27 protein-coding genes are annotated in these 23,038 nt (G+C 71.6%); 17 read left to right on the top strand and 10 right to left on the bottom strand.

Annotated features, from left to right (window positions below; translation table 11 throughout):
• Positions 1–7 precede the first annotated feature (7 nt).
• Genes uxaC through AB0E90_RS08035 form a run of 4 tightly spaced genes read left to right on the top strand, consistent with a single transcriptional unit; the run spans position 8 to position 5,299 of the window.
• The gene (gene uxaC / locus AB0E90_RS08020) at positions 8–1,432 is read left to right on the top strand and encodes a glucuronate isomerase (RefSeq protein WP_360401081.1); all 1,425 of its coding nucleotides are present in this window, start codon (positions 8–10) and stop codon (positions 1,430–1,432) included.
• Positions 1,429–2,709 (top strand): enolase C-terminal domain-like protein, encoded by a 1,281-nt coding sequence (locus AB0E90_RS08025; protein ID WP_360401084.1) that lies wholly within the window; start codon positions 1,429–1,431, stop codon positions 2,707–2,709. The genes uxaC and AB0E90_RS08025 overlap by 4 nt, the downstream gene beginning before the upstream one ends.
• Positions 2,706–4,169: a mannitol dehydrogenase family protein gene (locus AB0E90_RS08030; protein WP_360401087.1), complete on the top strand. Its 1,464-nt coding sequence runs from the start codon at positions 2,706–2,708 to the stop codon at positions 4,167–4,169. The genes AB0E90_RS08025 and AB0E90_RS08030 overlap by 4 nt, the downstream gene beginning before the upstream one ends.
• Complete coding sequence (locus AB0E90_RS08035; RefSeq protein WP_360401090.1) at positions 4,166–5,299, top strand: Gfo/Idh/MocA family oxidoreductase; 1,134 nt, start codon at positions 4,166–4,168, stop codon at positions 5,297–5,299. Before AB0E90_RS08030 ends, AB0E90_RS08035 begins: the two co-directional genes overlap by 4 nt.
• Here the strand turns inward: AB0E90_RS08035 and AB0E90_RS08040 are convergent.
• Positions 5,278–6,021, bottom strand: coding sequence for an aminoglycoside adenylyltransferase domain-containing protein (locus AB0E90_RS08040; protein WP_360401093.1), 744 nt, complete (start codon positions 6,019–6,021; stop codon positions 5,278–5,280). The two genes, AB0E90_RS08035 and AB0E90_RS08040, sit on opposite strands and share 22 nt — an antisense overlap.
• Positions 6,022–6,089: 68 nt before the next feature.
• Here AB0E90_RS08040 and AB0E90_RS08045 point away from each other — a divergent pair, with 68 nt between their 5' ends.
• Genes AB0E90_RS08045 through AB0E90_RS08055 form a run of 3 tightly spaced genes read left to right on the top strand, consistent with a single transcriptional unit; the run spans position 6,090 to position 8,330 of the window.
• The gene (locus tag AB0E90_RS08045) at positions 6,090–7,325 is read left to right on the top strand and encodes an MFS transporter (RefSeq protein ID WP_360401096.1); all 1,236 of its coding nucleotides are present in this window, start codon (positions 6,090–6,092) and stop codon (positions 7,323–7,325) included.
• Between the two features lie 9 nt (positions 7,326–7,334).
• Complete coding sequence (locus AB0E90_RS08050) at positions 7,335–7,655, top strand: hypothetical protein (protein ID WP_360401099.1); 321 nt, start codon at positions 7,335–7,337, stop codon at positions 7,653–7,655.
• Between the two features lie 39 nt (positions 7,656–7,694).
• Positions 7,695–8,330, top strand: coding sequence for a hypothetical protein (locus AB0E90_RS08055; protein ID WP_360401102.1), 636 nt, complete (start codon positions 7,695–7,697; stop codon positions 8,328–8,330).
• Here AB0E90_RS08055 and AB0E90_RS08060 read toward each other — a convergent pair.
• The 4 genes from AB0E90_RS08060 to AB0E90_RS08075 are packed head-to-tail and all read right to left on the bottom strand — an operon-like array spanning position 8,327 to position 12,175.
• Complete coding sequence (locus AB0E90_RS08060; protein WP_360401105.1) at positions 8,327–9,139, bottom strand: PmoA family protein; 813 nt, start codon at positions 9,137–9,139, stop codon at positions 8,327–8,329. The genes AB0E90_RS08055 and AB0E90_RS08060 overlap by 4 nt on opposite strands.
• Positions 9,136–9,939, bottom strand: coding sequence for a sugar phosphate isomerase/epimerase family protein (locus tag AB0E90_RS08065; protein WP_360401108.1), 804 nt, complete (start codon positions 9,937–9,939; stop codon positions 9,136–9,138). The genes AB0E90_RS08060 and AB0E90_RS08065 overlap by 4 nt, the downstream gene beginning before the upstream one ends.
• The gene (locus AB0E90_RS08070) at positions 9,939–11,027 is read right to left on the bottom strand and encodes a DUF993 family protein (RefSeq protein ID WP_360401111.1); all 1,089 of its coding nucleotides are present in this window, start codon (positions 11,025–11,027) and stop codon (positions 9,939–9,941) included. Before AB0E90_RS08070 ends, AB0E90_RS08065 begins: the two co-directional genes overlap by 1 nt.
• Entirely contained in the window at positions 11,024–12,175 is a 1,152-nt protein-coding gene (locus tag AB0E90_RS08075; RefSeq protein WP_360401114.1) for a Gfo/Idh/MocA family oxidoreductase, read from the bottom strand. The genes AB0E90_RS08070 and AB0E90_RS08075 overlap by 4 nt, the downstream gene beginning before the upstream one ends.
• A gap of 116 nt (positions 12,176–12,291) precedes the next feature.
• Here AB0E90_RS08075 and AB0E90_RS08080 point away from each other — a divergent pair, with 116 nt between their 5' ends.
• The 5 genes from AB0E90_RS08080 (at position 12,292) to AB0E90_RS08100 (ending at position 15,406) form a co-directional block, all read left to right on the top strand.
• Complete coding sequence (locus AB0E90_RS08080) at positions 12,292–13,293, top strand: LacI family DNA-binding transcriptional regulator (protein WP_360401117.1); 1,002 nt, start codon at positions 12,292–12,294, stop codon at positions 13,291–13,293.
• Positions 13,294–13,525: 232 nt separating this feature from the next.
• Positions 13,526–14,587 (top strand): pectinesterase family protein, encoded by a 1,062-nt coding sequence (locus tag AB0E90_RS08085; RefSeq protein WP_360401120.1) that lies wholly within the window; start codon positions 13,526–13,528, stop codon positions 14,585–14,587.
• A gap of 78 nt (positions 14,588–14,665) precedes the next feature.
• A complete protein-coding gene (locus AB0E90_RS08090; RefSeq protein WP_360401122.1) occupies positions 14,666–14,842 on the top strand; it encodes a hypothetical protein in 177 nt (58 codons plus the stop codon).
• A 14-nt stretch (positions 14,843–14,856) separates the two neighbouring features.
• A complete protein-coding gene (locus tag AB0E90_RS08095) occupies positions 14,857–15,048 on the top strand; it encodes a hypothetical protein (RefSeq protein WP_360401125.1) in 192 nt (63 codons plus the stop codon).
• A gap of 52 nt (positions 15,049–15,100) precedes the next feature.
• On the top strand, positions 15,101–15,406 hold the full coding sequence (locus tag AB0E90_RS08100) for a GlsB/YeaQ/YmgE family stress response membrane protein (RefSeq protein WP_360401128.1): 306 nt from the start codon (positions 15,101–15,103) through the stop codon (positions 15,404–15,406).
• A gap of 144 nt (positions 15,407–15,550) precedes the next feature.
• Here the strand turns inward: AB0E90_RS08100 and AB0E90_RS08105 are convergent, their stop codons facing one another.
• The 3 genes from AB0E90_RS08105 to AB0E90_RS08115 all read right to left on the bottom strand — a co-directional run bounded on the left by AB0E90_RS08105 (position 15,551) and on the right by AB0E90_RS08115 (position 17,978).
• Positions 15,551–15,820, bottom strand: coding sequence for a hypothetical protein (locus AB0E90_RS08105; RefSeq protein WP_360401131.1), 270 nt, complete (start codon positions 15,818–15,820; stop codon positions 15,551–15,553).
• Between the two features lie 98 nt (positions 15,821–15,918).
• Complete coding sequence (locus AB0E90_RS08110) at positions 15,919–16,746, bottom strand: alpha/beta hydrolase (protein ID WP_360401134.1); 828 nt, start codon at positions 16,744–16,746, stop codon at positions 15,919–15,921.
• 485 nt (positions 16,747–17,231) lie between these two features.
• Positions 17,232–17,978: a hypothetical protein gene (locus tag AB0E90_RS08115; protein ID WP_360401137.1), complete on the bottom strand. Its 747-nt coding sequence runs from the start codon at positions 17,976–17,978 to the stop codon at positions 17,232–17,234.
• 216 nt (positions 17,979–18,194) lie between these two features.
• Between AB0E90_RS08115 and AB0E90_RS08120 the strand changes: the two genes are divergently transcribed.
• Together AB0E90_RS08120 and AB0E90_RS08125 are read left to right on the top strand one after the other, a co-directional pair.
• Positions 18,195–18,731 (top strand): sigma-70 family RNA polymerase sigma factor, encoded by a 537-nt coding sequence (locus AB0E90_RS08120; protein ID WP_360401140.1) that lies wholly within the window; start codon positions 18,195–18,197, stop codon positions 18,729–18,731.
• Complete coding sequence (locus AB0E90_RS08125) at positions 18,728–19,444, top strand: zf-HC2 domain-containing protein (RefSeq protein ID WP_360401143.1); 717 nt, start codon at positions 18,728–18,730, stop codon at positions 19,442–19,444. Before AB0E90_RS08120 ends, AB0E90_RS08125 begins: the two co-directional genes overlap by 4 nt.
• Positions 19,445–19,449: 5 nt before the next feature.
• On the opposite strand, the gene AB0E90_RS08130 is transcribed toward AB0E90_RS08125, so the two are convergent.
• A complete protein-coding gene (locus AB0E90_RS08130; protein WP_360401146.1) occupies positions 19,450–20,334 on the bottom strand; it encodes an AraC family transcriptional regulator in 885 nt (294 codons plus the stop codon).
• A 118-nt stretch (positions 20,335–20,452) separates the two neighbouring features.
• On the opposite strand from AB0E90_RS08130, the gene AB0E90_RS08135 reads away from it, so the two are divergent.
• The 3 genes from AB0E90_RS08135 to AB0E90_RS08145 all read left to right on the top strand — a co-directional run bounded on the left by AB0E90_RS08135 (position 20,453) and on the right by AB0E90_RS08145 (position 21,955).
• Positions 20,453–20,755 (top strand): antibiotic biosynthesis monooxygenase, encoded by a 303-nt coding sequence (locus AB0E90_RS08135; protein ID WP_360401149.1) that lies wholly within the window; start codon positions 20,453–20,455, stop codon positions 20,753–20,755.
• Positions 20,752–21,291: an alpha/beta hydrolase fold domain-containing protein gene (locus AB0E90_RS08140; protein ID WP_360401362.1), complete on the top strand. Its 540-nt coding sequence runs from the start codon at positions 20,752–20,754 to the stop codon at positions 21,289–21,291. The genes AB0E90_RS08135 and AB0E90_RS08140 overlap by 4 nt, the downstream gene beginning before the upstream one ends.
• 64 nt (positions 21,292–21,355) lie before the next feature.
• On the top strand, positions 21,356–21,955 hold the full coding sequence (locus AB0E90_RS08145) for a YbhB/YbcL family Raf kinase inhibitor-like protein (RefSeq protein ID WP_360401152.1): 600 nt from the start codon (positions 21,356–21,358) through the stop codon (positions 21,953–21,955).
• Here the strand turns inward: AB0E90_RS08145 and AB0E90_RS08150 are convergent.
• The gene (locus AB0E90_RS08150) at positions 21,933–22,988 is read right to left on the bottom strand and encodes an Lrp/AsnC family transcriptional regulator (protein WP_360401155.1); all 1,056 of its coding nucleotides are present in this window, start codon (positions 22,986–22,988) and stop codon (positions 21,933–21,935) included. The two genes, AB0E90_RS08145 and AB0E90_RS08150, sit on opposite strands and share 23 nt — an antisense overlap.
• Between the last annotated feature and the right edge of the window lie 50 nt (positions 22,989–23,038).

Consider the following 23,038-nt stretch of genomic DNA (forward strand, 5'->3'; position numbering starts at 1 on the left):
TCCTGAGGTGACCGTGTCCGACCCGACGTTCGCCATCGATGCGCGCCAGGCCGGCATCGCCCGCGAGCTCTACGAAGCCGTCCGGGAAATGCCGCTGCTCTCCCCGCATGGCCATGTCGATCCCCGCCTGCTCGCCGACGACGAGCCGTTCCCCGACCCGGCGCGCCTGCTGATCGTGCCCGACCATTACGTCACCCGGATGCTGCTGAGTCAGGGCATCCCGCCGTCGCGGCTGGGTGTGCCGCGGCGGGACGGCGGCGAGGTGGAGACCGACCCGCGGACGATCTGGCGGCTGCTCGCCGAGAACTGGCACCTGTTCCGCGGCACCCCGTCCCGGCTGTGGCTGGAACAGACGTTCCGCACCGTGTTCGGGGTCGAGACGCCGCTGCGCGCCGAGACCGCCGACGAGGTGTACGACGCGATCGCGGCCCGGCTCGCCGAGCCGGAGTTCCGGCCGCGGGCGCTGTTCGAGCGGTTCGGCATCGAGGTGCTGGCCACCACCGAGTCACCCACCGACGACCTCGCCCAGCACGCGAAGCTGGCCGCGGACGGCTGGGGCGGGCCGGGCGGCCGGGTGATCTCCACGTTCCGGCCGGACAACGTGGTCGACATGGACCGCGAGGACTGGCGCGACGAGATCGGCAAGCTCGCCGACATCAGCGGGGAGAACACCGACACCTACGCCGGCTACCTGGCGGCGCTGCGCAGCCGGCGGGAAGCGTTCATCGCGGCCGGCACCACCTGCACCGACCACGGCCACCCGACGGCACGCACCCTGTCGCTGACCCCGGCCGAGGCGGCCGCCGTCTACGAGCGGGGGCTGCGGGGCACGGCCACCGCCGAGGACGCCGAGACGTTCCGGGCGAACATGCTGCTGGAATTCGCCCGGATGTCGCTCGACGACGGCCTGGTCCTGCAGATCCACCCGGGCGCGAACCGGGACCACAACCGGAAGCTCTACGCCGCGCACGGCAAGGACGTCGGCGGCGACATCCCGCAGGCCACCGAGTACGTCCATGCCCTGCGGCCGCTGCTCGATGCGTACGGGATGAATCCGGCCCTTCGGGTTGTGGTCTACACGCTCGACGAATACACGTTCAGCCGGGAGCTGGCCCCGCTGGCCGGCGGCTACCCCGCTCTCTACCTGGGCGCGCCGTGGTGGTTCCTGGATACGCCGGACGCGATGCGCCGGTTCCGGGAGGCGGTCACCGACGCGGCCGGCTTCTACAACACGGCCGGTTTCGTCGACGACACCCGGGCGTTCTGCTCGATCCCGGTGCGGCACGACGTCGCCCGCCGCTCCGACGCCGCCTACCTCGCGTCGCTGGTCGCGCAGAACCGGCTCCCGATGGACGAGGCCGCCGAGACGATGGCCGACCTCGCCTACCACCTGCCGAAACGGATCTTCAAGCTGGACGGGGCCAAGAAATGATCACCATCACCGGGCTCACCGTCCACGACGTGCGGTTCCCGACGGCAGCCGCGGGCGACGGCTCCGACTCCATCAACAAGGGCGACTACTCGGCCACCTACGTCGAGCTGGCCACCGACGGGCCGCACACCGGCACCGGCTTCACCTTCACCAACGGCCGTGGCAACGAGATCACCTGCGCGGCGGTGAAAGCCCTGGCCCACCACGTCGAGGGCAAGGCGCTCGAGACGCTCTTCGATCTCGACTTCATCCGCAGCGTCACCGCCGACGTGCAGCTGCGCTGGCTCGGCCCCGAGAAGGGCGCCCTGCACATGGCCACCGGCGCGCTGGTCAACGCGGTCTGGGACCTGCGGGCGAAGGTGGCGGGCAAGCCGATGTGGCAGCTGCTCGCCGAGATGCCCACCGCCGACCTGATCGCCTGCATCGACTTCCGGCACATCGACGACGCGCTGACCCCGGACGAGGCCGCGACGATCCTGGACAAGGGCCGCGACGGACTCGAGGATCGACTCGCCTTCCTGAAAAAAGAGGGCTTCCCGTCGTACACGACCAGCGTGGGCTGGCTCGGCTATCCGGACGACAAGGTCAAGGCCCTGACCCAGGAGGCGTACGCCCAGGGGTGGCGCGCCATGAAGATGAAGGTGGGCGGGCCGATCGAGGACGACGTCCGCCGGGCCGGGATCATCCGCGCCGAGATCGGGCCGGACGCCCTGCTGATGATGGACGCCAACCAGATCTGGGGCGTTGGGGAGGCGATCGCCAACATGGCCCGCCTGGCCGAATTCGATCCCTATTGGATCGAGGAGCCGACGCACCCCGACGACGTCCTCGGGCACGCTCGCATCCAGGAGGCGGTGGCCCCGGTCCGGGTCGCCACCGGCGAGGTCGCGGCCAACCGGGTCATCTTCAAGCAGCTGCTGCAGGCCGGCGCGATCCGGGTGATGCAGATCGACGCCTGCCGGGTCGCCGGCGTTCCCGAGGTGCTGGCGGAGCTGCTGATGGCGGCCAAGTTCGGGGTGCCGGTCTGCCCGCACTCCGGCGGCGTCGGCCTCTGCGAGCTGGTCCAGCACCTGGCGATCTTCGACTACCTGCGGGTGGGCACGTCGCTGGACGGGCGCATGGTCGAGTACGTCGACCATCTGCACGAGCACTTCGAGGACCCGGTGCGGACCCGCGAGGGGCGCTACCTCGTGCCCGAGAAGCCCGGCTACAGCTCGGACATCAAGGCCGCCTCGATCGCCGAGTTCTCCTTCCCGGACGGGCCGGTCTGGCGATGAGCGACCTCCTCGGCCTGTCCACTCTCGGCCGCATCCCCGAAGCCAGCCGCCCGCGGATCACGCCCGGCGACGCGAGCGCCGGCATCGTCCACCTCGGACTCGGCGCCTTCTTCCGGGCCCACCAGGCCGTCTACACCGAGGACGCGATGGCCGCCGCCGGCGGCGACTGGGGCATCATCGGCGTCGCGCCCCGCTCGGCCAAGGTCATCGACGCGCTCAGCGCCCAGGACGCGCTCTACAGCGTCACCACCCTCGCCGCCGAGGGCCGCTCGGCCCGGGTCATCGGGGCGCTGGCCGGGCTGCGGCACGCGGCCGCCGACCCGGCCGCCGTGGTGGCGCTGATCGCGGACCCGGCCATCAAGGTGGTCACGCTCACCGTGACCGAGAAGGCCTACCGCCTCGATCCGGCCACCGGCCGTCTGCTGCTCGACGACGACCTGCGCGGCGACCTCGAGACCGACCGCGAGCCCCGCACCGTGCCGGGCCTGCTCATCCGGGGCCTGGCCGCCCGCCGCCGGGCTGACGGCGGGCCGATCGCCCTGGTGAGCTGCGACAACCTGCCGTCCAACGGCCACCGGCTGCGCGGTCTTGTCGAGTACCTGGCGACCGCGACCGGCCACTTCGACTGGGTGCGGGACAACGTGACGTTCCCCGGCACCATGGTCGACCGGATCGTGCCGGCCACCACCGCCGAGACCCTCGCCATCGCCGCTGCCGAGCTGGGCGTGCGCGACGAGGCGGGCGTGCACGGCGAGCCATACATGCAGTGGGTCATCGAGGACGACTTCCCGGCCGGGCGGCCCGCGTGGGACCTGGCCGGCGCGGTGTTCACCGGTGATCCGCGCCCGTGGGAGCTGCTCAAGCTGCGCACTCTCAACGGGGTCCACTCGGCGATCGCCTACCTCGGCGCGGTCGCCGGCCAGGAGACCATCTCCGCGGCCCTGGCCATGCCGGGCATGGCGATCGCGATGCGCAGGTTCATCGCCGAGGACATCGCGCCGAGTTTCGACCCGCCCCCGGGCACCACCACGATCGAATACGGCGAAGAGGTGCTGCACCGGTTCGCCAACCCGGCCATCGGGCACCGCACCGTGCAGGTCGCCATGGACGGCTCGCAGAAACTGCCGCAGCGGCTCCTGCACACCATTCGCGACCGGCGGCGGGCCGGCGGCACCCCACGCTGGGGCGCCTTGGCGGTGGCGGCGTGGATGCGGTTCGTGCGGGGCGCCACCGACGACGGGCGGCCGCTCCCCCTCGACGACCCGCTGGCCGAGCGGATCCGGCGGCGGCTCGCCGCGGCCGACCCGACCCCGGCCGGCACCGTCGACGCGCTGCTCGGCCTGGACACGATCTTCGGGCCGGAGCTGGCCGGCGACGAGACGATGCGGCAGTTGCTCGTCGACTGGCTGACCGACCTCGACAAACACGGCGTCGAAGCGACCCTGGCCGGCATCCGATGACCCCCACCATCGCCTTGATCGGAGCCAACGGGCACGGGCGGTGGCACCGGCGGCACATCGCCGAACTGGAGGCTGCGGGCCGCGTACGGCTGACGGGTCTGGTCGATCTCCGGCCGCTCGAGCCGGACCCACCCGTACCCCCCGGGGTCTCGGTTTTCCAAGACCACCGTGACCTGCTCGCCGAGGCCGCCCCCGACGTGGTCGTGATCTGCACCCCGCCGCACACCCACCTGCCGATCGCGCTCGACGCGATCGCCGCCGGCTGCGATCTGCTCCTGGAGAAACCGCCGGTGGCGTCGCTCGCCGCGCACCGCACTCTCGCCGCCGGGCTCACCTCGGCCGGCCGGTCCTGCCAGGTCGGTTTCCAGGCGCTCGGCTCGGTCGCCTGGCAGCGGTTCCGGGACGCGCTGCCCACGCTCGGCGCGATCGACGGCATCACCGCGACCGCGTCCTGGCAGCGGGAGGACTCCTACTACGCGCGGGCGCCGTGGGCCGGCCGGCGCGTCGTCGGCGGGCGGGCGGTGATCGACGGCGCCCTGGTCAACCCCTTGGCGCACGCGGTCATGCAGGCCCTGGCCAGCGCGACGGCGCTCGGCGCCGGACGCCCGCGGCAACTGGTGGCCGAGCGTTACCGGGTGCGGCCGATCGAGGTCGAGGACACCGCGTTCGCGCGGATCACGTTCGACGGCGGGCTGCAGGTGATGATCGCCGTCACGCTGGCCGGCGAGGACTTCATCGCCGGCGAGATCGGGGCGCGCGGCGCAAACGGGCGGGCGCTGCTCGAATATCCCACCGACCGGCTCGCCCTGCCCGGCCAGGAAATGGAGCACGTGCCCGGCCGCACCGATCTGCTGACCAACCTCCTTGATCACCGATCGTCGACGGAGCCGCTCCTCGTGCCGCTGGCCGCCACCGAGGACTTCACCGCCGTCCTGGAAGCGCTGACTGTGCCCGACGTGACCGGGCCGCATCTGCTCGACGAGGACGCCGTGCTGATCGAGGGACCGAAAAGGACCATCCCCGGCGTCAACGACCTGCTGCGCAAGGTCACCGAGACACTCGCCCTGCCCTCGGAGATGGGCGTGCCGTGGGCGGTCCGCCCGTTCACTCAGCGTTTGCCGGTGAGCTGAGCGCTGATTTCCACCACAAAGGTGTGTACGTCGTCGGCGCGCCCGGCATCGGCGGCATCGCCGTGGTCGTACCACCAGTCCCGGGCCCAGGCGATCAGGTCCGCCCACTCCGGGCAGGCCTCGATCGTCCGGTCGGCCGCCTGCCGCTTGGACAGCTGCCGGCCGTAGCGCAGACGCTGCACGGCCCGGCACATGGTGAGCACGGCGTAGGACTGGCCGCCCGGTGCGGCGGTCATCGACCGCACCCAGACCGGCCAGTCGCGCACGTGGTCGAGCAGCGCCGACTCGACCAGCCCGGCGTCGAAGGCCGGCAGCAGCTCGCCGGCCGGCGGCCCCAGCAGGCAGCGGCCGCTGTGCTGAACGCCGGCCCAGGTCACGACGCGGTGCGTGGTGGCCGGCAGCAGATGCAGCGCCTCCCCCGGACTGATCCGGGCGATCAGGTGATCGCCGCCGCCGGCCGCCCGCACGGCGTCGATCGACACGTACTCGACCTCGATCCGGCCGGCCCACGCCGGGTGCCGCCGGCCGAGGCCGGCGTGCAGCCCGGCGAGCACGCCGAGCAGCCGCTCATCCGGGTCGGCGGTCAGCACCGCGAGCACGTCGAGGTCACTGCGGTCCGGATCGAAGTCGCCGGCGATCAGCGAGCCGTGCACATACAGGCCGGCGAGCGCGTCCGGCAGCACGAGGCGCCAGGCGTCGCGCAGATCGAGGAGGACATCCATGCTCTCCATTTTCTGCCACCAGCAGACAACGGTAGATCTTCCGGGCACCGATGGTGTCGGGTAGGCGGATGACGCCTTACCGCCCCGTGCTCCGCAGCCCGGTGCTGCGGCGGTTGCTGCCCGGGTTCGCCGTGTCCGCGCTCGGCGACGGCATGGCGATCGTCGCGGTCAGCTGGCTGGCGATGCAGCTGGCCGCACCGCCCGACCGCGGCTTCTGGGTGGCTCTGGCCGTCGCCGCCTACACCCTGCCGAGCGTGCTCGGCACAATCCTCCTCGGCCGGTGGCTCGCGCATTGGAACGGGGCGCGGCTGGCCGGTTGGGACGCGACGTTGCGCGCCGCCAGCCTGGCGGCCATTCCCTTGGCGTACGCCACCGGCACCCTCACCCCGATTCTGTACGTCGTCCTGCTCGCCTGCTCGTCGGTGCTGCACTCGTGGGGCTCGGCCGGGCGGTACACACTGATCGCCGAGGTGCTGCCGGCGGAGCACTACCTAGCCGGTAACTCGCTGATGGGCGCGATCGCCGAGGCCGCCGCGATCGGCGGTCCGCCGCTGGCCGGTTTCCTGACCGCGGCCGGCGGCCCGGCGTGGGTGATCGCGGTCGACGCGGCCACGTTCGCCGTGCTGGCGCTCAGCTACCGGTTCGCCGTGCCGCGCACCGTGCACGCCCCGCCGCCGGCCGCCGGGGCGTCCCGCAGCGCCGGATTCCGGGTCATCCTGCGCCGGCGCCGGCTGGTCGGCCTGCTCGCGCTCAGCTTCGGGTTCTTCTTCCTGTTCGGGCCGGTGTACGTTGCGCTCCCGCTGTACGTGGCCGACGACCTGCACGGGTCGGCGGCGTTGCTCGGCTGGTTCTTCACCGCGTTCGGCGCCGGCGCGCTCGGCGGGGCTCTGGTCGCAGGCTATCTGCGGCGGCTGCCGCTGTGGCCGGTCACCATCGGGGTCGTGGTCACGTTCGGCCTGACCATGGTGCCGATCGGGCTGGGCGCACCGGTGGCCGTGTCACTCGTCGCGTTCGCGGTCGGCGGGGCGGTCTGGGCGCCGTACATGCCGACGGCGATGGCCCTGCTCCAGCGCAGCACCACACCGGAGAACCGCGCGCCGGTGCTCGCCGCCAACGGCGCGGTGACCGTCGTGTCGGTCCCGGCCGGCACGATCCTCGGCGGCCCCCTGGTCGCGCTGCTCGGCCCCCGGCACACCCTGCTGCTGTGCGGTCTCACCATCACCGCCTTCGGCGTGGCGGCCGCCGCCCTGGTCGCGCGGCACCATCGAACGACAACCATCGATTTAGAGCCGTCCGCACGGTAGTCTGCCGCGATGGTCAGCCGACCACGCGCCTTCACTATCGCGACCGCCTGGATCATCGCCGGGCTGGCCGCCGGCGTCGTCGCGCTGGCCGCCGCCGGCGGCTCCGGCGAAGGCTTCCGCGAGACGGTGCTCAGCACCCTCCCCTACACCACGATCTTCCTGCCCGGCTGCCTGCTGGTGGCCGGGCTGTGGGTGATCGTCGGCGCCCGCAACGCCCGCACATCGGCGTCGCTGGGCGGTCAGGCGGCCCTGTTCGGCCTGGCCGCGGCCCTGGCCGCCCTGATCTTGCTGGCCGCGATGGAGCAGTCACTCGGCGAGTCGGCCGTCTGAACTGTCCGGTCACCGGCATGTCAGACTGCTGTCGAGACGATGTCCGCAGAGGATTTCCTGGCCGAGCGAGAGGCCGCCCTGAAAGCGGGCGCCCCGAACTTCGGACGCCGGGCATCGCAGAATGCTCCCGTCGCCGGCCTCGGCGAGGCCCGCGACCGGATCGATCAGCTGCGGCGGCAGTTTCAGCCGCGACGATTCGGAACCGGCTATTCGCCGGCTCAGGTCGACCGCTGCTTCGACGCCATCAGCCGGGCCGTGGGACAAAACCAGACGCTTCCGGTCAGCGCCGTGGCTATGGTCACCACGACGTTCACGATCGTGCCAGCCGGCTACTTCGAGGCCGACGTCGAAGCCGCCCTGCGCGAGACCGCCGGTCTGATCCGGAAGCTGGGACTGGAGAAAAGCGCCGCGGAAAGCCCCACTGGGCCGGACGACCGGGCCGAGCGGGTGCGGGCACTCGCGGCGACTTTCCAAGCCCGTCGTTTCGGCGCCGGGTACGACATCGTCGAGGTCGACACGTTCTTCCGATCGATCATCGACTTCCTGGACCGCAGACGCCCTCGGCTGCCGGTGCCCGTCGACGAGTTGGACAGGGTGCATTTCGCCGAGACATCGCAGGGCTACTTCAACGCCGAGGTCGATGCCGCTATGCGTGAGATCAAGGGGATGCTCTAACCGTCCACGGCGGCCGCTATCTGGTCGCGGGTGAGGGCTCCGTCGGCGACCAGGACCCGTAGGTGGCGGGTCAGGGGGTTGGCGGGCTTTATCGGGAGTGGGTCGGTGAAGGCCAGGGCGGCGCAGACGCCGACGTACTCCGTGGTGCGGGCGAACCAGCGGTCGGCGTCGGCCAGGCCGCGGAAGACCAGGGTGTAGCGGTCCGCGACGGTCAGGGCCAGCCATGGGTCGGCGGAGCCGTGCGGGTTGTCGGACGACTGCGTGAAGGCCACGGCCGGGCCCGGGGTCGCTCGCCAGAAGAAGCCGCCGTAGCCCGCGTCGCCGGGGCGGCCGTGCGTGGCCGGGCTGCCCAGGGTCACTTCGGCGGGGCCGGGGGCGGTCAGCGCGTACGTGAAAGAGAGCTCCCAGCCGTGCGGCGCGGCCGTTGCCGTTATCTCGCGCTGCTCGCGCAGCAGGATCTCGCCGGAGGCGGCGCACCACGTCAGGCTCTCGGTGAAGCCGCCGGGGATCGGGGTGGCGGACAGGTGCTCGATACGGCCGTGGTCGTCGAGCCAGACGTAGCCCTGGTCGCGGACGTAGGTGCGTCCGCCCCACAGGTTGTAACCGTTTACATCGGACATGGTCAGGGAGGCGCCCATGTGCCAGGGGTGGTCGTAGCAGAGGGCGTCGGTGACGGTCACCCCGGAGAGGGTGCGGACGGGGTGGAGGTAGGGGCGCGGGGCCAGGCGGACGTCCAGGCCGGGGTCCTCGACATAGCTGACGACCGGAACGCCGTCGACGTGCAGGGTGGTGCCGGGCCCGGCGGTCATTCGGCGGCGGCGCGGTAGCCGGCGAACGCCTCGGCCAGCACCTCGGGGCCGGGGCGGGACCACACGTCCTCGTGGAAGACCTCGACCTCGATCCAGTCCCGGTAGCCGGCGTTGCCGACCGCTGTCGCGAAACGGCGCATGTCGACGCAGCCGGTGCCGGGCAGGCCGCGGCCCAGCAGGACGCCCTCGGGCAGTGGGGTGATCCAGTCGGCCAGCTGGAAGGCGGCGATCCGGCCCTGGCGGCCGGCCTCGTCGATGCCCGCCCAGACCTGGTCGTCCCACCACAGGTGGTAGGTGTCGATCACCACGCCGACCGCGTCCGCGGGATACGGGGCGGCGATCGCCAGGGCCTGGCCCAGGGTGGAGACCACGCAGCGGTCCGAGGCGAACATCGGGTGCAGGGCCTCGATCGCCAGGCGGACACCGGCGGCCTGCGCGTCGGGGACCAGGGCGCCGATCGCGTCGCTCACGTGCCGGCGGGCGCCGTCGATGTCCCGCGACTTGCCGGGCAGGCCGCCGCTGACCAGCACCAGGGTGTCGGTGCCGAGGGTGGCGGCCTCCTCGATGGCGCGGCGGTTGTTGTCGTACCAGTCTTCCTCGTGGAAGAAGCCGCTGCGGCACAGCGACGAGACCGCCAGGCCGGAGTCGCGGATCAGGGAGGCGGTCTTCTCCAGGCCGAAGGCTGCCACCTCCTCGCGCCACAGGCCGACCGCGGGCACGCCGGCCGTGACGCAGCCGGCGACGAGCTCGTCGATGGGCCAGCGCTTGGTGGTGGCCTGGTTCAGGGAGAAACGGGTCATCAGGACAGTCCAACCGTCGTGAGCCAGGCCTGGGCGCGGGCGGCGGCCAGGTCGGCGTCGGGGAGGATGCCGGCCTCGTCGGCCAGCCGCATCAGGGTGCGCAGGTGCTCCGGGGAGCGGCCGGCGTGCGCGCCACCGACCATGGTGAAGTGGTCCTGGTGGCCGGCCAGCCAGTTGAGGAAGACGATGCCGGTCTTGTAGTGATAGGTCGGGGCGGCGAAGAGGTGCCGGGCGAGCGGCAGCGTCGGCTCCATGATCCGGTCATATGCCGAAATGTCGCCTGCATCGAGGGCTCGGAGCGCGGCGGCGGCGGGCGGGGCGATCACCGCAAAGACACCGAGCAGCGCATCCGAGTAACCGAATGAATCACCTTTTATCAGCGCGGGATAGTTGAAGTCGTCGCCGGTGTACATCCGGACGCCGGCCGGCAGCGAGCGGCGCATCGAGATCTCACGGGAGGCGTCCAAGAGAGACATCTTGATGCCGTCCACCTTGGCGGCGTGGTCCGAAATAATAGAAAGAACGACATCATCACCGCCCCAGTAGCCGGCCAGGAGCGGGTCGAACGCCTCCCCCAGCCAGTGCAGCAGGACGGGGCCGGAGGCCTGCGACAGCAGCTCCCCGTAGACCTCGCGGTAGTCATCCGCAGAGCGCGCCGCCGCCGCCAGGTGCCGGGAACACATGATCACCGGCTGGGCGCCGGCTTCCTGCACATCGGCCAGCTGCTCGGCGTACGCCTTCCGGATGTCATCCATCGTGGCCGGCCCCGGCGGCAGCTGATCGGTGTTGACACCGGCGCAGATCGGCCCCGCCGCCGAGGCCGCGCTCCGGCGGATCAGCTCGCGCGTCGCCGGGTAGTCGAGGCCCGCCCCGCGCTGGGCGGTGTCCATCGCCTCCGCCACCCCGAAGCCGTGCGACCAGAGGTGATGGCGGAACCGCAGGGTCGCATCCCAATCGAGAGCAGCGGGTGCGCCCGGGATGTTGTCGGCGTGCTGATCCGCGGTGACCGGCGCCGCGGCGTACGCAATCCGGCTGGTGAATTTGCCCTTTTCGGTGGCGAACTCGGCGCCGCGGCCGGAGAACTTCATCGGTCCAGCTCCGGGATCTCGATGCGGCGGCCCTCGCGGGACGACTGCAGGCCGAGCGAGGCGACCTGGACGCCGCGGGCGCCGGCCCAGAGGTCGCCGGCGTAGGGGGCGTCCTCGGCGACGTATCGCAGGAACTGCTCCCACTGCGCCCGGAAGCCGTTGGGGAAGACGTCGTTGTCCGGCACCTCCTGCCACTGCGACCGGAACTGCTGGGTGGTCGGCACGTCCGGGTCCCAGACCGGCTTGGGCGTGGCCGCCCGCGGCTGGATGCGGCAGTGGTGCAGGCCGGCGACCGCGCTGCCGTTGACGCCGTCGACCTGGAACTCGACCAGTTCGTCGCGGTTGACCCGGACCGCCCAGGACGAGTTGATCTGGGCGACGATGCCGCCGGCCAGCTCGAAGATGCCGTACGCGGCGTCGTCGGCGGTGGCGTCGTAGGCCGCGCCCTCCTCGTCCCAGCGCCGGTCGATGTGCGTGACCGCGCGGGCCGTCACCGCCTGGACCGGGCCGAAGAGCTGCTCGAGGACGTAGTGCCAGTGCGGGAACATGTCGAGCACGATGCCGCCGCCGTCGGCCGCCCGGTAGTTCCAGCTCGGCCGTTGCGCGCTCTGCCAGTCGCCCTCGAACACCCAGTAGCCGAACTCCCCGCGCACGCTCAGGATCTGCCCGAAAAATCCGGACTCGACCAGTCGCGCGAGCTTGCGCAGGCCGGGCAGGAAGAGCTTGTCCTGCACGACACCGTGCTTCACGCCGGCCGCATCGGCCAGCTTCGCCAGGTCGATCGCCTGCTCGAGAGTCTCGGCAACCGGTTTCTCGGTGTAGATGTGCTTACCCGCGTCGATCGCCATCTGCAGCGCCTTGACCCGCGCCGAGGTGACCTGCGCGTCGAAGTAGACCTCGACGTCCGGCCGGGCCAATGCGGCCGGCAGGTCGGTGGTCCAGTCGGTGAGCCCGTGCCGCTCAGCGATGTCGCGCAGCTTGGCTTCGCTCCGGCCGACCAGCACCGGCTCGGGCCAGAGGACCGACCCGTCACTGAGCGGCAGGCCGCCGTCCTGGCGGATGGCGAGCACGGAACGGAGCAGGTGCTGCCGCAGCCCCATCCGCCCGGTGACGCCGTTGAGCACGATTCCGATCGTTCGCCGACCCATGCTGGAGGTCCTCCCACGATGGTCTTCTGACTTCACGCGCTTAGGTAAGCGCTTTCCTAGACCGTAATGGGCGTGCCACCAACCAGGCAAGACCGTCGACGGTATCCTCCCCGGTCATGGCCACTTTGGCGGATGTCGCACGCCACGCGGGAGTTTCGACCGCGACCGCATCGAGAATCATCAACGGCAGCTCCAAGCCGGTAGCGGACACGTTGCGCGCTCGGGTGCTCGCCGCGGTGGCGGAACTCAAATATGTGCCGAACGCGCACGCCCAGATGCTGGCCCGCTCGCATCGCAGCGCGGTCGGCGTGATCGTCCACGACGTCTCGGACCCCTATTTCGCCGAGATAACCCGCGGCCTGCAACGCGTGGCCACGGCCGACGGGCGCCTGGTGATCATCTGCAACAGCTTCCGCGAGCCGGAACGTGAGCTTGAATACATCGACCTGCTGCACGCCCATCAGGTGGCGGCGATCGTGATCGCCGGCTCCGGCTACCTCGACCCGGCGGCGGCCCTGCGGCTCGACGACCGGCTGCGCGCCTTCGAGGCCACCGGCGGCCGGATCGCCGTGATCGGCCGGCACGAGCACACCGGCGACGCGGTGCTCCCCGACAACGAGCAGGGCGGCTTCCTCGCCGGCACGCACCTGTTCGAGCTGGGCCACACCGAGGTGGCGGTGATCGCCGGCCCGTCCTACCTCACGACGACGTTCGACCGCCTCAAGGGGATGCAGCGGGCCGCCCGGAAATACGGCGTCAAACTGCCCAAGAAGCGGGTCATCCACGCCGACTTCACCCGCGACGGCGGCGAACAGGCGGCCGCCAAGGTGCTGGCCGAACTGCCCGACGTCACCGCCATCGCCGCCCTCAACGACTCGATGGCGGTCGGCGCCCTGGCCGCCCTGCGCGCCGCCGGCAGCCCCCGGCTCGCGGTTATCGGCTTCGACGACATGCCGATCGCCCGCGACGTGACGCCGTCGCTGACCTCGGTCCGGCTCCCACTCACCGAACTGGGCGAGCGGGCGATGACGCTTGCGCTGGGTGCGGCCGGCGACGCGCCGCGCGTGGAGCGGGTCGAGGCCGAGCTGATCGTCCGGGAAAGCACGTGGTCACTCTGATTTTTTCCGGTACGCGGTGCGGGCCGGCCGGCAACAATCGCGCCCCCGGCCCGACCAGAACCACGACCACCCGCCGTGCGCGAGCCGCTCCTCCCTCTCGAGGCTGACGTCACGAAGCAGGACCGCGTCCTGGCGCTCGCCAGGCCGGGGCCCGGGCATTTCGGTTGGGCATTGACTAGTGGCGATGGATAGTTCTAGCGTGCGCAGGAAAGGCCTTTCCTTAGGAGCTTCGATGCGTCGACGTCGGTTTCTCGAACTTGCTGGTGGCGGTGCCGCCGGCGCCGTTCTCACTGCTACCGTGGCGTCGCCCGCGCGGGGCGCCCCGGCCCCGTTCGGCACCGTCGCCCTGGACGGGAGCGGAGATTTCACCTCGATCCAGGCGGCCATCGACTCGGTGCCGCCCGGAAACACCGTGCCGGTGACGATCGCGGTCAAGCCGGGGGTCTACCTCGGCCAGGTCATCGTGCCGTCGACCAAGCCGTTCATCACGATCGCCGGGCTGGGGCACTCCCCCGACGCCGTGGTCATCGCGGACGACCGGGCCAACGGGACGCCCAAGCCGGACGGCAGCGGCACCTGGGGAACCTCGGGCAGCGCGTCGGTCACGGTGGACGGCGAGGGCTTCGCGGCGCGGAACCTCACCTTCGCGAACCTCTTCGACGAGGCGGCCCACCCGGAGATCACCTCGAAGCAGGCGGTGGCGATCCTGACCCGGGCGGACAAGCTCGAGTTCGACCGGGTGCGGTTCCTGGCCAATCAGGACACGCTCTACGTCAACAGCAAGGCGGCCGGCGTGGTCGGCCGGGCCTACTTCCGGGACTGCTACGTCGAAGGGGATGTCGACTTCATCTTCGGCCGGGGCACCGCCGTCTTCGACGGCTGCCGGATCCATTCGCTCAACCGCGGGAGCAGCCCCAACGGGTACGTCACCGCGCCCAGCACCGACATCACGATTCCGTACGGGTTGCTCTTCAGCCGATGCATGCTCACCTCCGACGCGCCGGCCGGGACCGTCTTCCTCGGCCGGCCGTGGCACCCGAGCAACGACCCGAACGCGATCGGCCAGACGATCATCCGGGAGTCGTGGATCGGTTCGCACATCGGCGCCACGGCCTGGTCGGACTTCGGCACGTGGCCGTGGCGCGACGCCCGCTTCGGCGAGCACCACAACCGCGGCCCGGGGGCCATCGCCTCCGCCGACCGGCCGCAGCTCACTGCCGACGAGGCGGCCACCTACACGGTGGCGGCGTTCCTGCGCGGCACGGACGGATGGCGCCCACAGTCCTGCCGGTAATAGGCATAGAGGTTTTGCATCTTTCGGCCGAACGGCCGGTACTCGGCGAGGGCCCGGGGCTTCCACACTGTCTCGGTGATGAATCAGACACCGCTGCGGGTCGTGCCGGCACTGATCCTGCCACGCCGCGGCGGGCTCGCCGCGTTCGCCGCACCGGCGACGGCCGCCACCACTGCGCTCGTCGCCGGCCGGCCGCCCCGTGCGCCCGGCCACGACGCGGGCCGGGGCCGGCCGCGCTCCGACGGCGACCGGTGACGGGGGCGTGTGCCGTGGACACTCCAGAGCCGGAACCGGAACCGGTCAACCCGTCGGTGCTGAGCCTCCGCATGCTGCTCGACGACGAGTCCGCCGCCTTCGAGCACGGTGACCTGCCACATCTGGTCTGGCAGGAGCAGGGCTGGCGCAACGACCGGCCGTCCCGATTCGCCCGCGCGCTGCGCAACGTCTGGCGCCGCGTTTGAGCAAGCCTGCCACCCGGGCAAACCGATCTCACACGGCACTGGGGAGGCAGTAGTGCACGCACAGGACTACGTGGCGGCGATCATCTTCGGTGCGCTGATCGGCGTGGTGGCCCGGGTCCTGCTTCCGGGCCGCCAGCAGATCGGCCTGATCCTGACGGTGCTGATCGGCATGGGCGCGGCGGTGGCCGGCACCTGGGCCGCCGACCGCTGGGGCTGGCACAGCACCCACCACTTCGAGGTGACCGGCCGCACCTTCGACTGGCTGGTCGTGGCCGTCCAGATCGGCATCGCCGTGGTCGGCGTCGCGATCGCCGCAATGCTGGCCCGCGCCTTCTCCACCGACCGTGCCGACGACTGACCGGCCACCGACGACCAAGATCATAAGTGGTCGACGGCGGTGACGGGCGCCCTGACAGACTCGGCCCGTGACTGCCTCCGCAAGGTTCTGGAATCGGCCGGCGATGTGGAAGGCGTTCCTTCTGATCGTCGGCTATCTGGCCTTCTACCTGGCCGTCGGGCAGTTGATCGGGCTGGCGCTCGGTGACCGGATCGACGGGGACAACGTCCTCGCCGACCCCGGCAGCATCCTGGCCGCTCTCGTGTTGCCGATCGCGATCGGCGCCATCGGGCTGCTGGTCTTCACCTGGCGGGTGGGCTGGCTGCGAACCGTCTTCGGGCCCCAGCCGGTCCGCGGCCGCTGGTGGATGTGGATCGGCCCGTTGTTCGTCGTCGCCGCGATCGCCGCGCACGTCGGGGCCACAGGACGCGGCATGAGAGCCCAGGTTCAAGGATTTTGCGGGCGGCGGGCGGCGGGCGGCGGGCGGCGGGCGGCGGGCGGCGGGCGGCGGGCGGCTCAGGATGCCGTGGTGGCTAGGGGTGGAGCCACTCCAGGGCTGGGATTGCTGCCTGCGGCAGGATTGAGAGGTGGCCGGCGCCGTCGGACAGGCGCAGGGCTGCGCCGGGGATCTGGGCGGCCAGCCAGGAGCTGTGTGCGGGCGGGACGATTCTGTCGGCGGTGCCGTGGGCCAGCAGGGTTCGGGCGGTGATCGTGGACGGGGCGAAGCCCCACGGGGTGACGTAGCTCAGGTCGTCGTCGATCAGGGCGGCCGGGCCTGCCGCCATGGCCGGTTCCACGACGCTGCCGAACCAGCCCCACTCCCCCGTCAGGGCTGCCCAGTCGGCGGGCAGGAAGTCGGGGGTGGTGTCGGCGGCGGCCTTCTCGTGGGCCTCTTTCGCTTCGCGGCCGGCGGCGGCTGCCCGCAGCGTCGCCTCGCCGGCTGGGCCCATTCCGGCGAACCAGTCCATGCCGGCCGCGTCGAAGGGGGCCAGGCCGGAGATCGCTACGGCGGCTGTGACCCGGTCCGGGAGCAGGGCCGCGCAGGCCAGGGCGCACGGGCCGCCGCCGGAGTGGCCGAAGACCGCGAACTGGGCCACGCCAAGCGCGTCGGCGACCGCGGCCGCGTCGGCCGCGGCCGAGGCGATGTCACGGCCGGGGCGCGGGGTCGAGCCGCCGTAGCCGGGGCGGTCGTACGAGATGAACCGGATGCCGAGACGGTCGGCGGCGGCGAACAGCGGGGCCGGCGGGGTGCCGATGTTCGGCGTGCCGTGGTGCCACATGACGACCAGGTCACCGTCGCCGTGGGAGTAGGTGTGCAGGTTCCGCCCGTCAGCGGTGCGAACGTCGCTCTCGATCACCACCGGAGCAGCCTACGTGAATCGACCCGGCCACACGCGCAGGCCGAAGGCGGCCGACCCAAGACCGCGCGGAACAAATCGGGCCCGCGGAACTGGGCACGGCCAGAACTCGGCACGGCCAGAACTCAGCACGGCCAGAACTCGGCACGGCCGGAACTCAGCACGGCCAGAACTCAGCACGGCCAGCACTCAGCACGGCCAGCACTCAGCACGGCCGGAACTCAGCACGGCCAGCACTCGGCACGGCCGGAACTCGGCACGGCCAGAACTGGGTGGGCACGTCGGGCCGTGGGAGGGGGTGGGGCGAGGCGGGCGGAGCCTGCGAGCCCGGAACGCCACCGGGGCCGGGCCGGTGGCGGGGTGATCGGGGTGACCAGGCGCCTGGCCGGCCGATTCGCACGGGCGCGGTGCTCGATCCCGTATCCATATGGGGTGAAAATGACCCGCCCGGCAGCAACTGAGCTGCCGGGCGGACCCCCGATGGGTGTTCAGTTCGTTGGTGTTGCCGAGGGGCTGGTCAGCGGGAAGCCGGGGATGGGCTTGGTCTTGCCGCCGGTGGGGGCGATGGCGAACCACTTGTCGTTGACGCCCTGGCCGTTGATGTCGCCGGCCTTGGCGTCTGCGATGAAGTAGTAGACCGGCCAGCCGTTGATCGTCACCTGGCAGTGGCCGTCGGCGCGCTCGACGTAGCCGATGAGCTGCGGGTCGATGCCGTCCGGGAAGATCTTGCCGGGGGATTTGATCAGCAGCGGTGGCCAGGCGGTGGCGCAGGAGCCGTTGCAGGTCGACTTCGGCGGCTTGGCGTTGTCGTTGTCGAAGCGGTAGAGCGTGCGGCCGGCGCCGTCGGTCACGTAGGTGCCGATCTGGGCGTTCTCGGTGGCGTTCAGCTCGACCGTGTTGCTGCCCTTGGCCTTGTCCGCGTTGGGCTTGATGTCCTTTTCGGACGGGCCGCTGAAGATCTTCACCCACTTCTGGGTCTTCGCTACCGTGGGCCTGTCCGCGCCGCCCTGACCGGAAGCCGAAGCCGACGGTGACGCCGATGCGGACGGCTCGTTGACACCGGCCAGTCCACCCGTCTCGGTGGTGGGGGACGGCGCGACCGACCTGGTCTCGGCTACCGGGAGCTGCTTGGCGATCACGCTGTCGGGTGACTCCGCCTTGCTGCCGCACGCTGCCAGGCAAGCCAGTCCGGCCAGCGCGACCACTACCTTCGTCGTCCTGCTCTGCGTCGTCATGGCTTCCTCCTCGTCGGTGGTGATATCCACACGACGAGTGCGCAAGAGCGGTTCACCCGGCCGTGCCACTTTGCCAAGATCTTTGATCCGAGTGGGCTACCTGCACGTATCTCAAGTAGCTGCGGCACAGTACGTTCGTCGATGTCGCCTTCGGCTCGGGCGACAGACCCGGACCGGAGCGGTTTTCCACGAATGCCGCGGACAAAGAGAGACGCGATGCCGTCGAACAGGAGCAGACCACGCCGGGAGGTGGCCGATGAGGCACTGGTCAGATCGTTGTTCCAGGAGCACGGACGGGCCATGCTGGCGTACGCGACGCAGCTGACCCGGGACCGTGCCGCCGCCGAGGACGTGGTGCAGGAAGCGCTCGTGCGTGCCTGGCGGCACCCGGACAGCCTGGACAGCGGCAAGGGATCGGTGCGCGGCTGGCTGCTCACGGTCGTCCGCAACATCGTGCTCGACCAGATCCGGGCGCGCAACCGCAGGCCGCCGGAGGTGCGTGAGTCGCCGCCGGACGCCGCGACGGTCGACGATCATGCCGATCGGGTGGTGAACTCGATGGTGGTGGTCGACGTGCTCAGCACTCTCTCCGACGAACATCGCGCCGTGCTCGAGCAGGTCTACCTGCGTGGCAGCACGGTCTCCGAGGCAGCCGAGGTGCTCGGCATCCCGCCGGGAACGGTGAAGTCCCGGTCCTACTACGCATTGCGGGCCCTTCGTGAGGCCGGCGGCAGAGAACGGTTGGCATCATGAGCACGCCCGAGAGCACGAACCCGACCAACGACCACGTCGACATGGCCGGCTACCTGATGGAGATGCTCACCCCCGAGGAACGCCGCCGGGCGGACGGGCATCTGACCGGCTGCGCCGCCTGCCGCGAGGAGATCGAGTCGCTGCAGGAGTGGTCGACGGCGCTGCGCGACATCCCTGACGAGATGCTGCTCGACGGCCCGCCCGAGGACGCCGATCTGCTGCTCCAGCGCACCCTGCGCCAGGTCCGCCAGGAGGCCAGCGGCGGACGCAATCGCCGATTCGCCCTGGTGGCGGCGGCCGCGGCGGCCATCGTCGTGGTTGCGGTCGGCGGCGGTGTCATTCTCGGCCGCGGCACCGCACCATCCGGTACGCCGCAGGCACAGGCCACCGCCTCCTCGGTTCCGGCCGGCACCAGGGTGCTCACCGCGATCGACCCGCAGACCGGCGCCCACCTCAACTCGACGGTGACACCGGCGGCCGGCTGGGTGCGGGTGAGCGCCACCGTCACCGGCATCCCGGCCGGCGAACGCTGCCGGCTCGAGGTGGTCGGCCGGGACGGCGAACCGGTGCTGGCCGGCAGCTGGCTGGTCTCCCCCGCCGGCGAGGCCAACGGCACGACGCTGAACGGGAGCGCCCTGATCGACCCGTCCCAGGTGGCCGCCGTGCGGGTGGTCAACATGGCCGGGAAGCAGTACGTCTCCGCCTCGGTCTGAGCCGGTTACAGCAGGGCCGGCTCCGGGGTGCGGAGCCGGCTCACGTCCTGGCTCGGTGGCACACCGAACTGGCGGCTGTACTCCCGGCTGAACTGCGACGGGCTGTCGTAACCGACACTGCGGCTGACGCCGGTCACATCCTTGGGCCGGGTGGCGAGCAGCAGCCGGGCCTGCTGGAGCCGGATCTGCTTCTGGAACTGCAGCGGGCTGGTCGCCGTGACGCCCTGGAAATTGCGGTAGAAGGCCGAGACGCTCATCCCGGCCAGCTGCGCGAGGTCCTCGACCCGGAACGGCTCGTTGTAGTGGTCGCGGATCCAGTGCACCACCCGGGCGATGTGGGTGAGGCTGCTGTCGGCAAGACCCAGCTGGCGTACGGGTGCGCCCTGCTCGCCGGTGAGGATGCGCCACAGGATCTCGCGCTTGATCAGCGGCGCGAGCACGGCCCGGTCGCGAGGCTGCTCGATCAGCCGGACCAGCCGGATCACCGCGTCGAGCAGCTCGGCGGGCGCGTCGCTGACGACCAGGCCGGACGGCGCCGCTTTCGGGTCTGGAGAGGCCGGCGCCTGCAGCATCAGCTCGGCGATCGCGGCCGGGCGCAGCAGCAGACCGAAGCCGAGCGCCGGCCGGTCCGCGCTGGCCTGCAGGAACTCACCGGTCACCGGCAGGTCGACCGAGGCGATCAGGTATTGGCCGGCGCCGTACTCGTAGACGCGGTCGCCCAGCGCTATCCGCTTCGCGCCCTGAGCGATGACGGCCAGCACCGCTCCGGACATCGACGGCGCGGGCGGGGTGGTGTGGCCGACCTTGGAGATGAGCACGTCGTCGATGGGCGTGCTCTGGTCGGGCCGGGCGTGGCGGTCGAGCAGAGTGCGTAACTCGTCGAGGCTCATGCGACCGATTCTCGCTCTGCGGGGAGGATCGGGCAAGACACCGCCTCGATCGGTCTAACCTCTGTGCTGCTGGCGCTGGTTGACTTTCCTCATCGAACTCCTCGGAAGGAAAGTCACCATGAGAATCAGCCAGGGTTTCCACGCCACCATGACGGCGCGGCCGGGCCTCGGCGACCGGGTGGTCGCGCTGCTGCTCGACGCGCCGTCGCTGTCGCACCCGGACTGCGCCGTCTTCCTCGTCGGCCGCTCGGCCGCCGACCCCGACGTCGTGCACGTCACCGAGGGCTGGACCACGCCCGAGGCGCACTCCGCGTTCTTCGCGACCGCGCCGGCGCAGGCCCTGGTCGCCGCGCTGCAGCCGTTGCTGGACGGCGAATCGCAGTACACCGATGAGGTTCCCGTCGGCGGAAGGGCGTTCTGAGATGCCGGCCCGGCCCGCCCTCGACGACGACCTGCAGACCCGGCTCGCCGGCATGCCCGCGATGCGCCGGCGGTGGCCTCGCCGCCGGGGTCACGCTCATGGCCCGCGACCGCGGCGCCCTGCCGATCGCCGCCCAGGTGCTGATCGGGCCGATGCTCGACCACCGCAACCACAGCGCCTCGAGCCGTCAGTTCGCCGGCGTGCCGGCCGTGTGGACCCGGGAGATGAACGAGTTCGGCTGGCGCAGCGTGCTGGCCGGCCTGGACGGGCCGGTTCCCGCATACGCCTCCCCCGCGCTGGCCGAGGATCTTTCCGGGCTGCCCGCCACCTACATCGACGCCGGCTCGGCCGAGGTCTTCCGGGACGAGGCCGTCGACTACGCGACCCGCATCTGGGCCGCGGGCGGCCACGCTGACCTGCACATCTGGGCCGGCGGGTGCCATGGCTTCGACGCTCTGTTCCCGACTGCCCCGCTCTCGGCCGGCGCGCGCCGGACCCGTACCGACTGGCTGGCCCGCCTGCTCGACCGTCGCTGAGGGGCAGCGGAAGGTCGCCGCGCGTAGCAGAATCTCGTCACTTGCTGATTCAAGGGGGCCGATCATGCATCGCATCAGTCGTCGTCTTGCCGTGGTGCTCGCCATGGTGCTCGTCTTCGTCGGAGCGGCCGCCGGCGGATCCGCGGCGGTCGCCCTGCACTTCGGATACAAGAAGGTCCGCACCGGGCTGCCGAGCGGCATCGGGCACTTCTCGCTCACCAGCACCGACGTGCGCGCCGGCCGGCCGATCCCGGCGCGGTTCTGGGGCTGCGAGGACAACGGCATCTCACCCCAGCTGACCTGGCGGGGCGCGCCGGCCGGCACGCAGAGCTTCGCGGTCACTCTGTTCGACCCGGACGCGCCCACCGGCAGCGGGTTCTGGCACTGGTCCGCCTGGGACATCCCGGCCACGACGACGTCGCTGCCGACGGCGGCCGTCCTCCCGGCGGGCGCGGTCAGCGGCCGCAACGACGGCGGCAGCACCGGCTACACCGGCCCGTGCCCGCCGACCGGCGACGTCACCCACCACTACGTGTTCACGGTCGTCGCACTGAGCATCCCGAGCCTGGAGCTGACCGCGGACACGCCGCTGGCCGTGGTCGGCTACGTGGTGGGCCACAACGCGCTGGCGTCGGCGACGCTCACCGCAACCGCCCAGCAATAGGGGCCGGTTTCACCAGGCGGTCGCCGGTAAGGAGGGTGCCGGCCTGTTTGACGTGCCGCAGGACCGGGGACACCTCCAGGCTCTGCAGGCCGGGCAGGGCGCCGATGCGGTCCGTCGTGAGGTCGAACAGGGCGTTCAGGTCCCGGCAGAGCGCCACGGCGTGGATGTTGTGCGGGCCGGAGATGGCGGCGGCGAAGGCGATCTCCGGCTCCTGGGCCAGCGCTCGCCCGATGCTCTTGACCGCGGACGGGTGCGCGCGGAGCCACAGGTTGGCGCGGGCGTGGAAGCCGAGCGCCGCCGGGACGATCTCGACGTCGATGTGCACCACGCGGCGCTGGATCAGGGTGTCGAGGCGGCGGGACGCCTGGCCGGGGGTCAGCGAAGCCGCAGCGGCCAGGTCGACCAGGCTCGCACGGCCGTCCGCGGCCAGCAGCTCCAGCATCTTCTCCTCAGGCCCGGTCAGCCGCACCGGGTCGGCGGCGACGGCCGGGGCCTCCGGGAACGGGACGCCGTCGCTGCCGAGCATCCGCTCCTGCTCGGCGGTGAGCGTGCCGTCCAGCGCCGCCCAGTAATGACCGCGGCCGCCGACGAACTGGCGCAGGATCGCGGCCGCGTTGATGTCGATCACCGCCGCGGTGCGCGGGAGCCGCCGGCCCAGCAGGTCGTCGCGCTGCTCCCGGCTCCGCGATCGGACCGCGCAGGTGATCTCGGAGCCGGCCGCGCCCAGTGCGACCCAGCTCACGTCTTCGCGCTCGGCCAGGGCATCGGCGATCGCGGCGACACTGCCGGGGCGGCAGCGCAGCCGCACCATCCAGCGGCTCTGCCCCAGCGCGCCCGGGTCGACCACACCGGCGACGCGGATGAGGCCGGCCGTGCGCAGCCGGCGGTACCGGCGGCTCACGGCGCTCTCGGTCAGGCCGAGCACCACCGCGATCAAGGCGAAGGACGCCCGCGGATCGATCTGGAGCGCGCGGATGATTCGCACATCGTCGGGCTGCAGATCGCCGGATTCGCCCATCCCCATCGCCTGCATCGGGGCAATCCTACGATATGGCCCGGTGCCGCGACGGGCGCGCGGAAAGC

It is taken from the genome of Actinoplanes sp. NPDC026619 (genome assembly GCF_040638295.1).
Taxonomy (GTDB): Bacteria; Actinomycetota; Actinomycetes; order Mycobacteriales; family Micromonosporaceae; genus Actinoplanes.

Bases quoted from the DNA above. Each gene is read 5' to 3' on its own strand.
- AB0E90_RS08035 (WP_360401090.1), top strand. From the start codon at position 4,166: ATGACCCCCACCATCGCCTTGATCGGAGCCAACGGGCACGGGCGGTGG.
- AB0E90_RS08105 (WP_360401131.1), bottom strand. From the start codon at position 15,820: ATGCCGCGTCCTGTGGCCCCGACGTGCGCGGCGATCGCGGCGACGACG.
- AB0E90_RS08150 (WP_360401155.1), bottom strand. From the start codon at position 22,988: ATGCAGGCGATGGGGATGGGCGAATCCGGCGATCTGCAGCCCGACGAT.
- AB0E90_RS08130 (WP_360401146.1), bottom strand. From the start codon at position 20,334: ATGAGCCTCGACGAGTTACGCACTCTGCTCGACCGCCACGCCCGGCCC.
- AB0E90_RS08045 (WP_360401096.1), top strand. From the start codon at position 6,090: ATGACGCCTTACCGCCCCGTGCTCCGCAGCCCGGTGCTGCGGCGGTTG.
- AB0E90_RS08115 (WP_360401137.1), bottom strand. From the start codon at position 17,978: ATGACGACGCAGAGCAGGACGACGAAGGTAGTGGTCGCGCTGGCCGGA.
- AB0E90_RS08125 (WP_360401143.1), top strand. From the start codon at position 18,728: ATGAGCACGCCCGAGAGCACGAACCCGACCAACGACCACGTCGACATG.
- AB0E90_RS08025 (WP_360401084.1), top strand. From the start codon at position 1,429: ATGATCACCATCACCGGGCTCACCGTCCACGACGTGCGGTTCCCGACG.
- AB0E90_RS08050 (WP_360401099.1), top strand. From the start codon at position 7,335: ATGGTCAGCCGACCACGCGCCTTCACTATCGCGACCGCCTGGATCATC.
- AB0E90_RS08145 (WP_360401152.1), top strand. From the start codon at position 21,356: ATGCATCGCATCAGTCGTCGTCTTGCCGTGGTGCTCGCCATGGTGCTC.
- AB0E90_RS08090 (WP_360401122.1), top strand. From the start codon at position 14,666: ATGAATCAGACACCGCTGCGGGTCGTGCCGGCACTGATCCTGCCACGC.
- AB0E90_RS08040 (WP_360401093.1), bottom strand. From the start codon at position 6,021: ATGGATGTCCTCCTCGATCTGCGCGACGCCTGGCGCCTCGTGCTGCCG.
- AB0E90_RS08070 (WP_360401111.1), bottom strand. From the start codon at position 11,027: ATGAAGTTCTCCGGCCGCGGCGCCGAGTTCGCCACCGAAAAGGGCAAA.
- AB0E90_RS08075 (WP_360401114.1), bottom strand. From the start codon at position 12,175: ATGGGTCGGCGAACGATCGGAATCGTGCTCAACGGCGTCACCGGGCGG.
- AB0E90_RS08135 (WP_360401149.1), top strand. From the start codon at position 20,453: ATGAGAATCAGCCAGGGTTTCCACGCCACCATGACGGCGCGGCCGGGC.
- AB0E90_RS08080 (WP_360401117.1), top strand. From the start codon at position 12,292: ATGGCCACTTTGGCGGATGTCGCACGCCACGCGGGAGTTTCGACCGCG.
- AB0E90_RS08120 (WP_360401140.1), top strand. From the start codon at position 18,195: ATGCCGTCGAACAGGAGCAGACCACGCCGGGAGGTGGCCGATGAGGCA.
- AB0E90_RS08055 (WP_360401102.1), top strand. From the start codon at position 7,695: ATGTCCGCAGAGGATTTCCTGGCCGAGCGAGAGGCCGCCCTGAAAGCG.
- AB0E90_RS08085 (WP_360401120.1), top strand. From the start codon at position 13,526: ATGCGTCGACGTCGGTTTCTCGAACTTGCTGGTGGCGGTGCCGCCGGC.
- AB0E90_RS08060 (WP_360401105.1), bottom strand. From the start codon at position 9,139: ATGACCGCCGGGCCCGGCACCACCCTGCACGTCGACGGCGTTCCGGTC.
- AB0E90_RS08065 (WP_360401108.1), bottom strand. From the start codon at position 9,939: ATGACCCGTTTCTCCCTGAACCAGGCCACCACCAAGCGCTGGCCCATC.
- AB0E90_RS08030 (WP_360401087.1), top strand. From the start codon at position 2,706: ATGAGCGACCTCCTCGGCCTGTCCACTCTCGGCCGCATCCCCGAAGCC.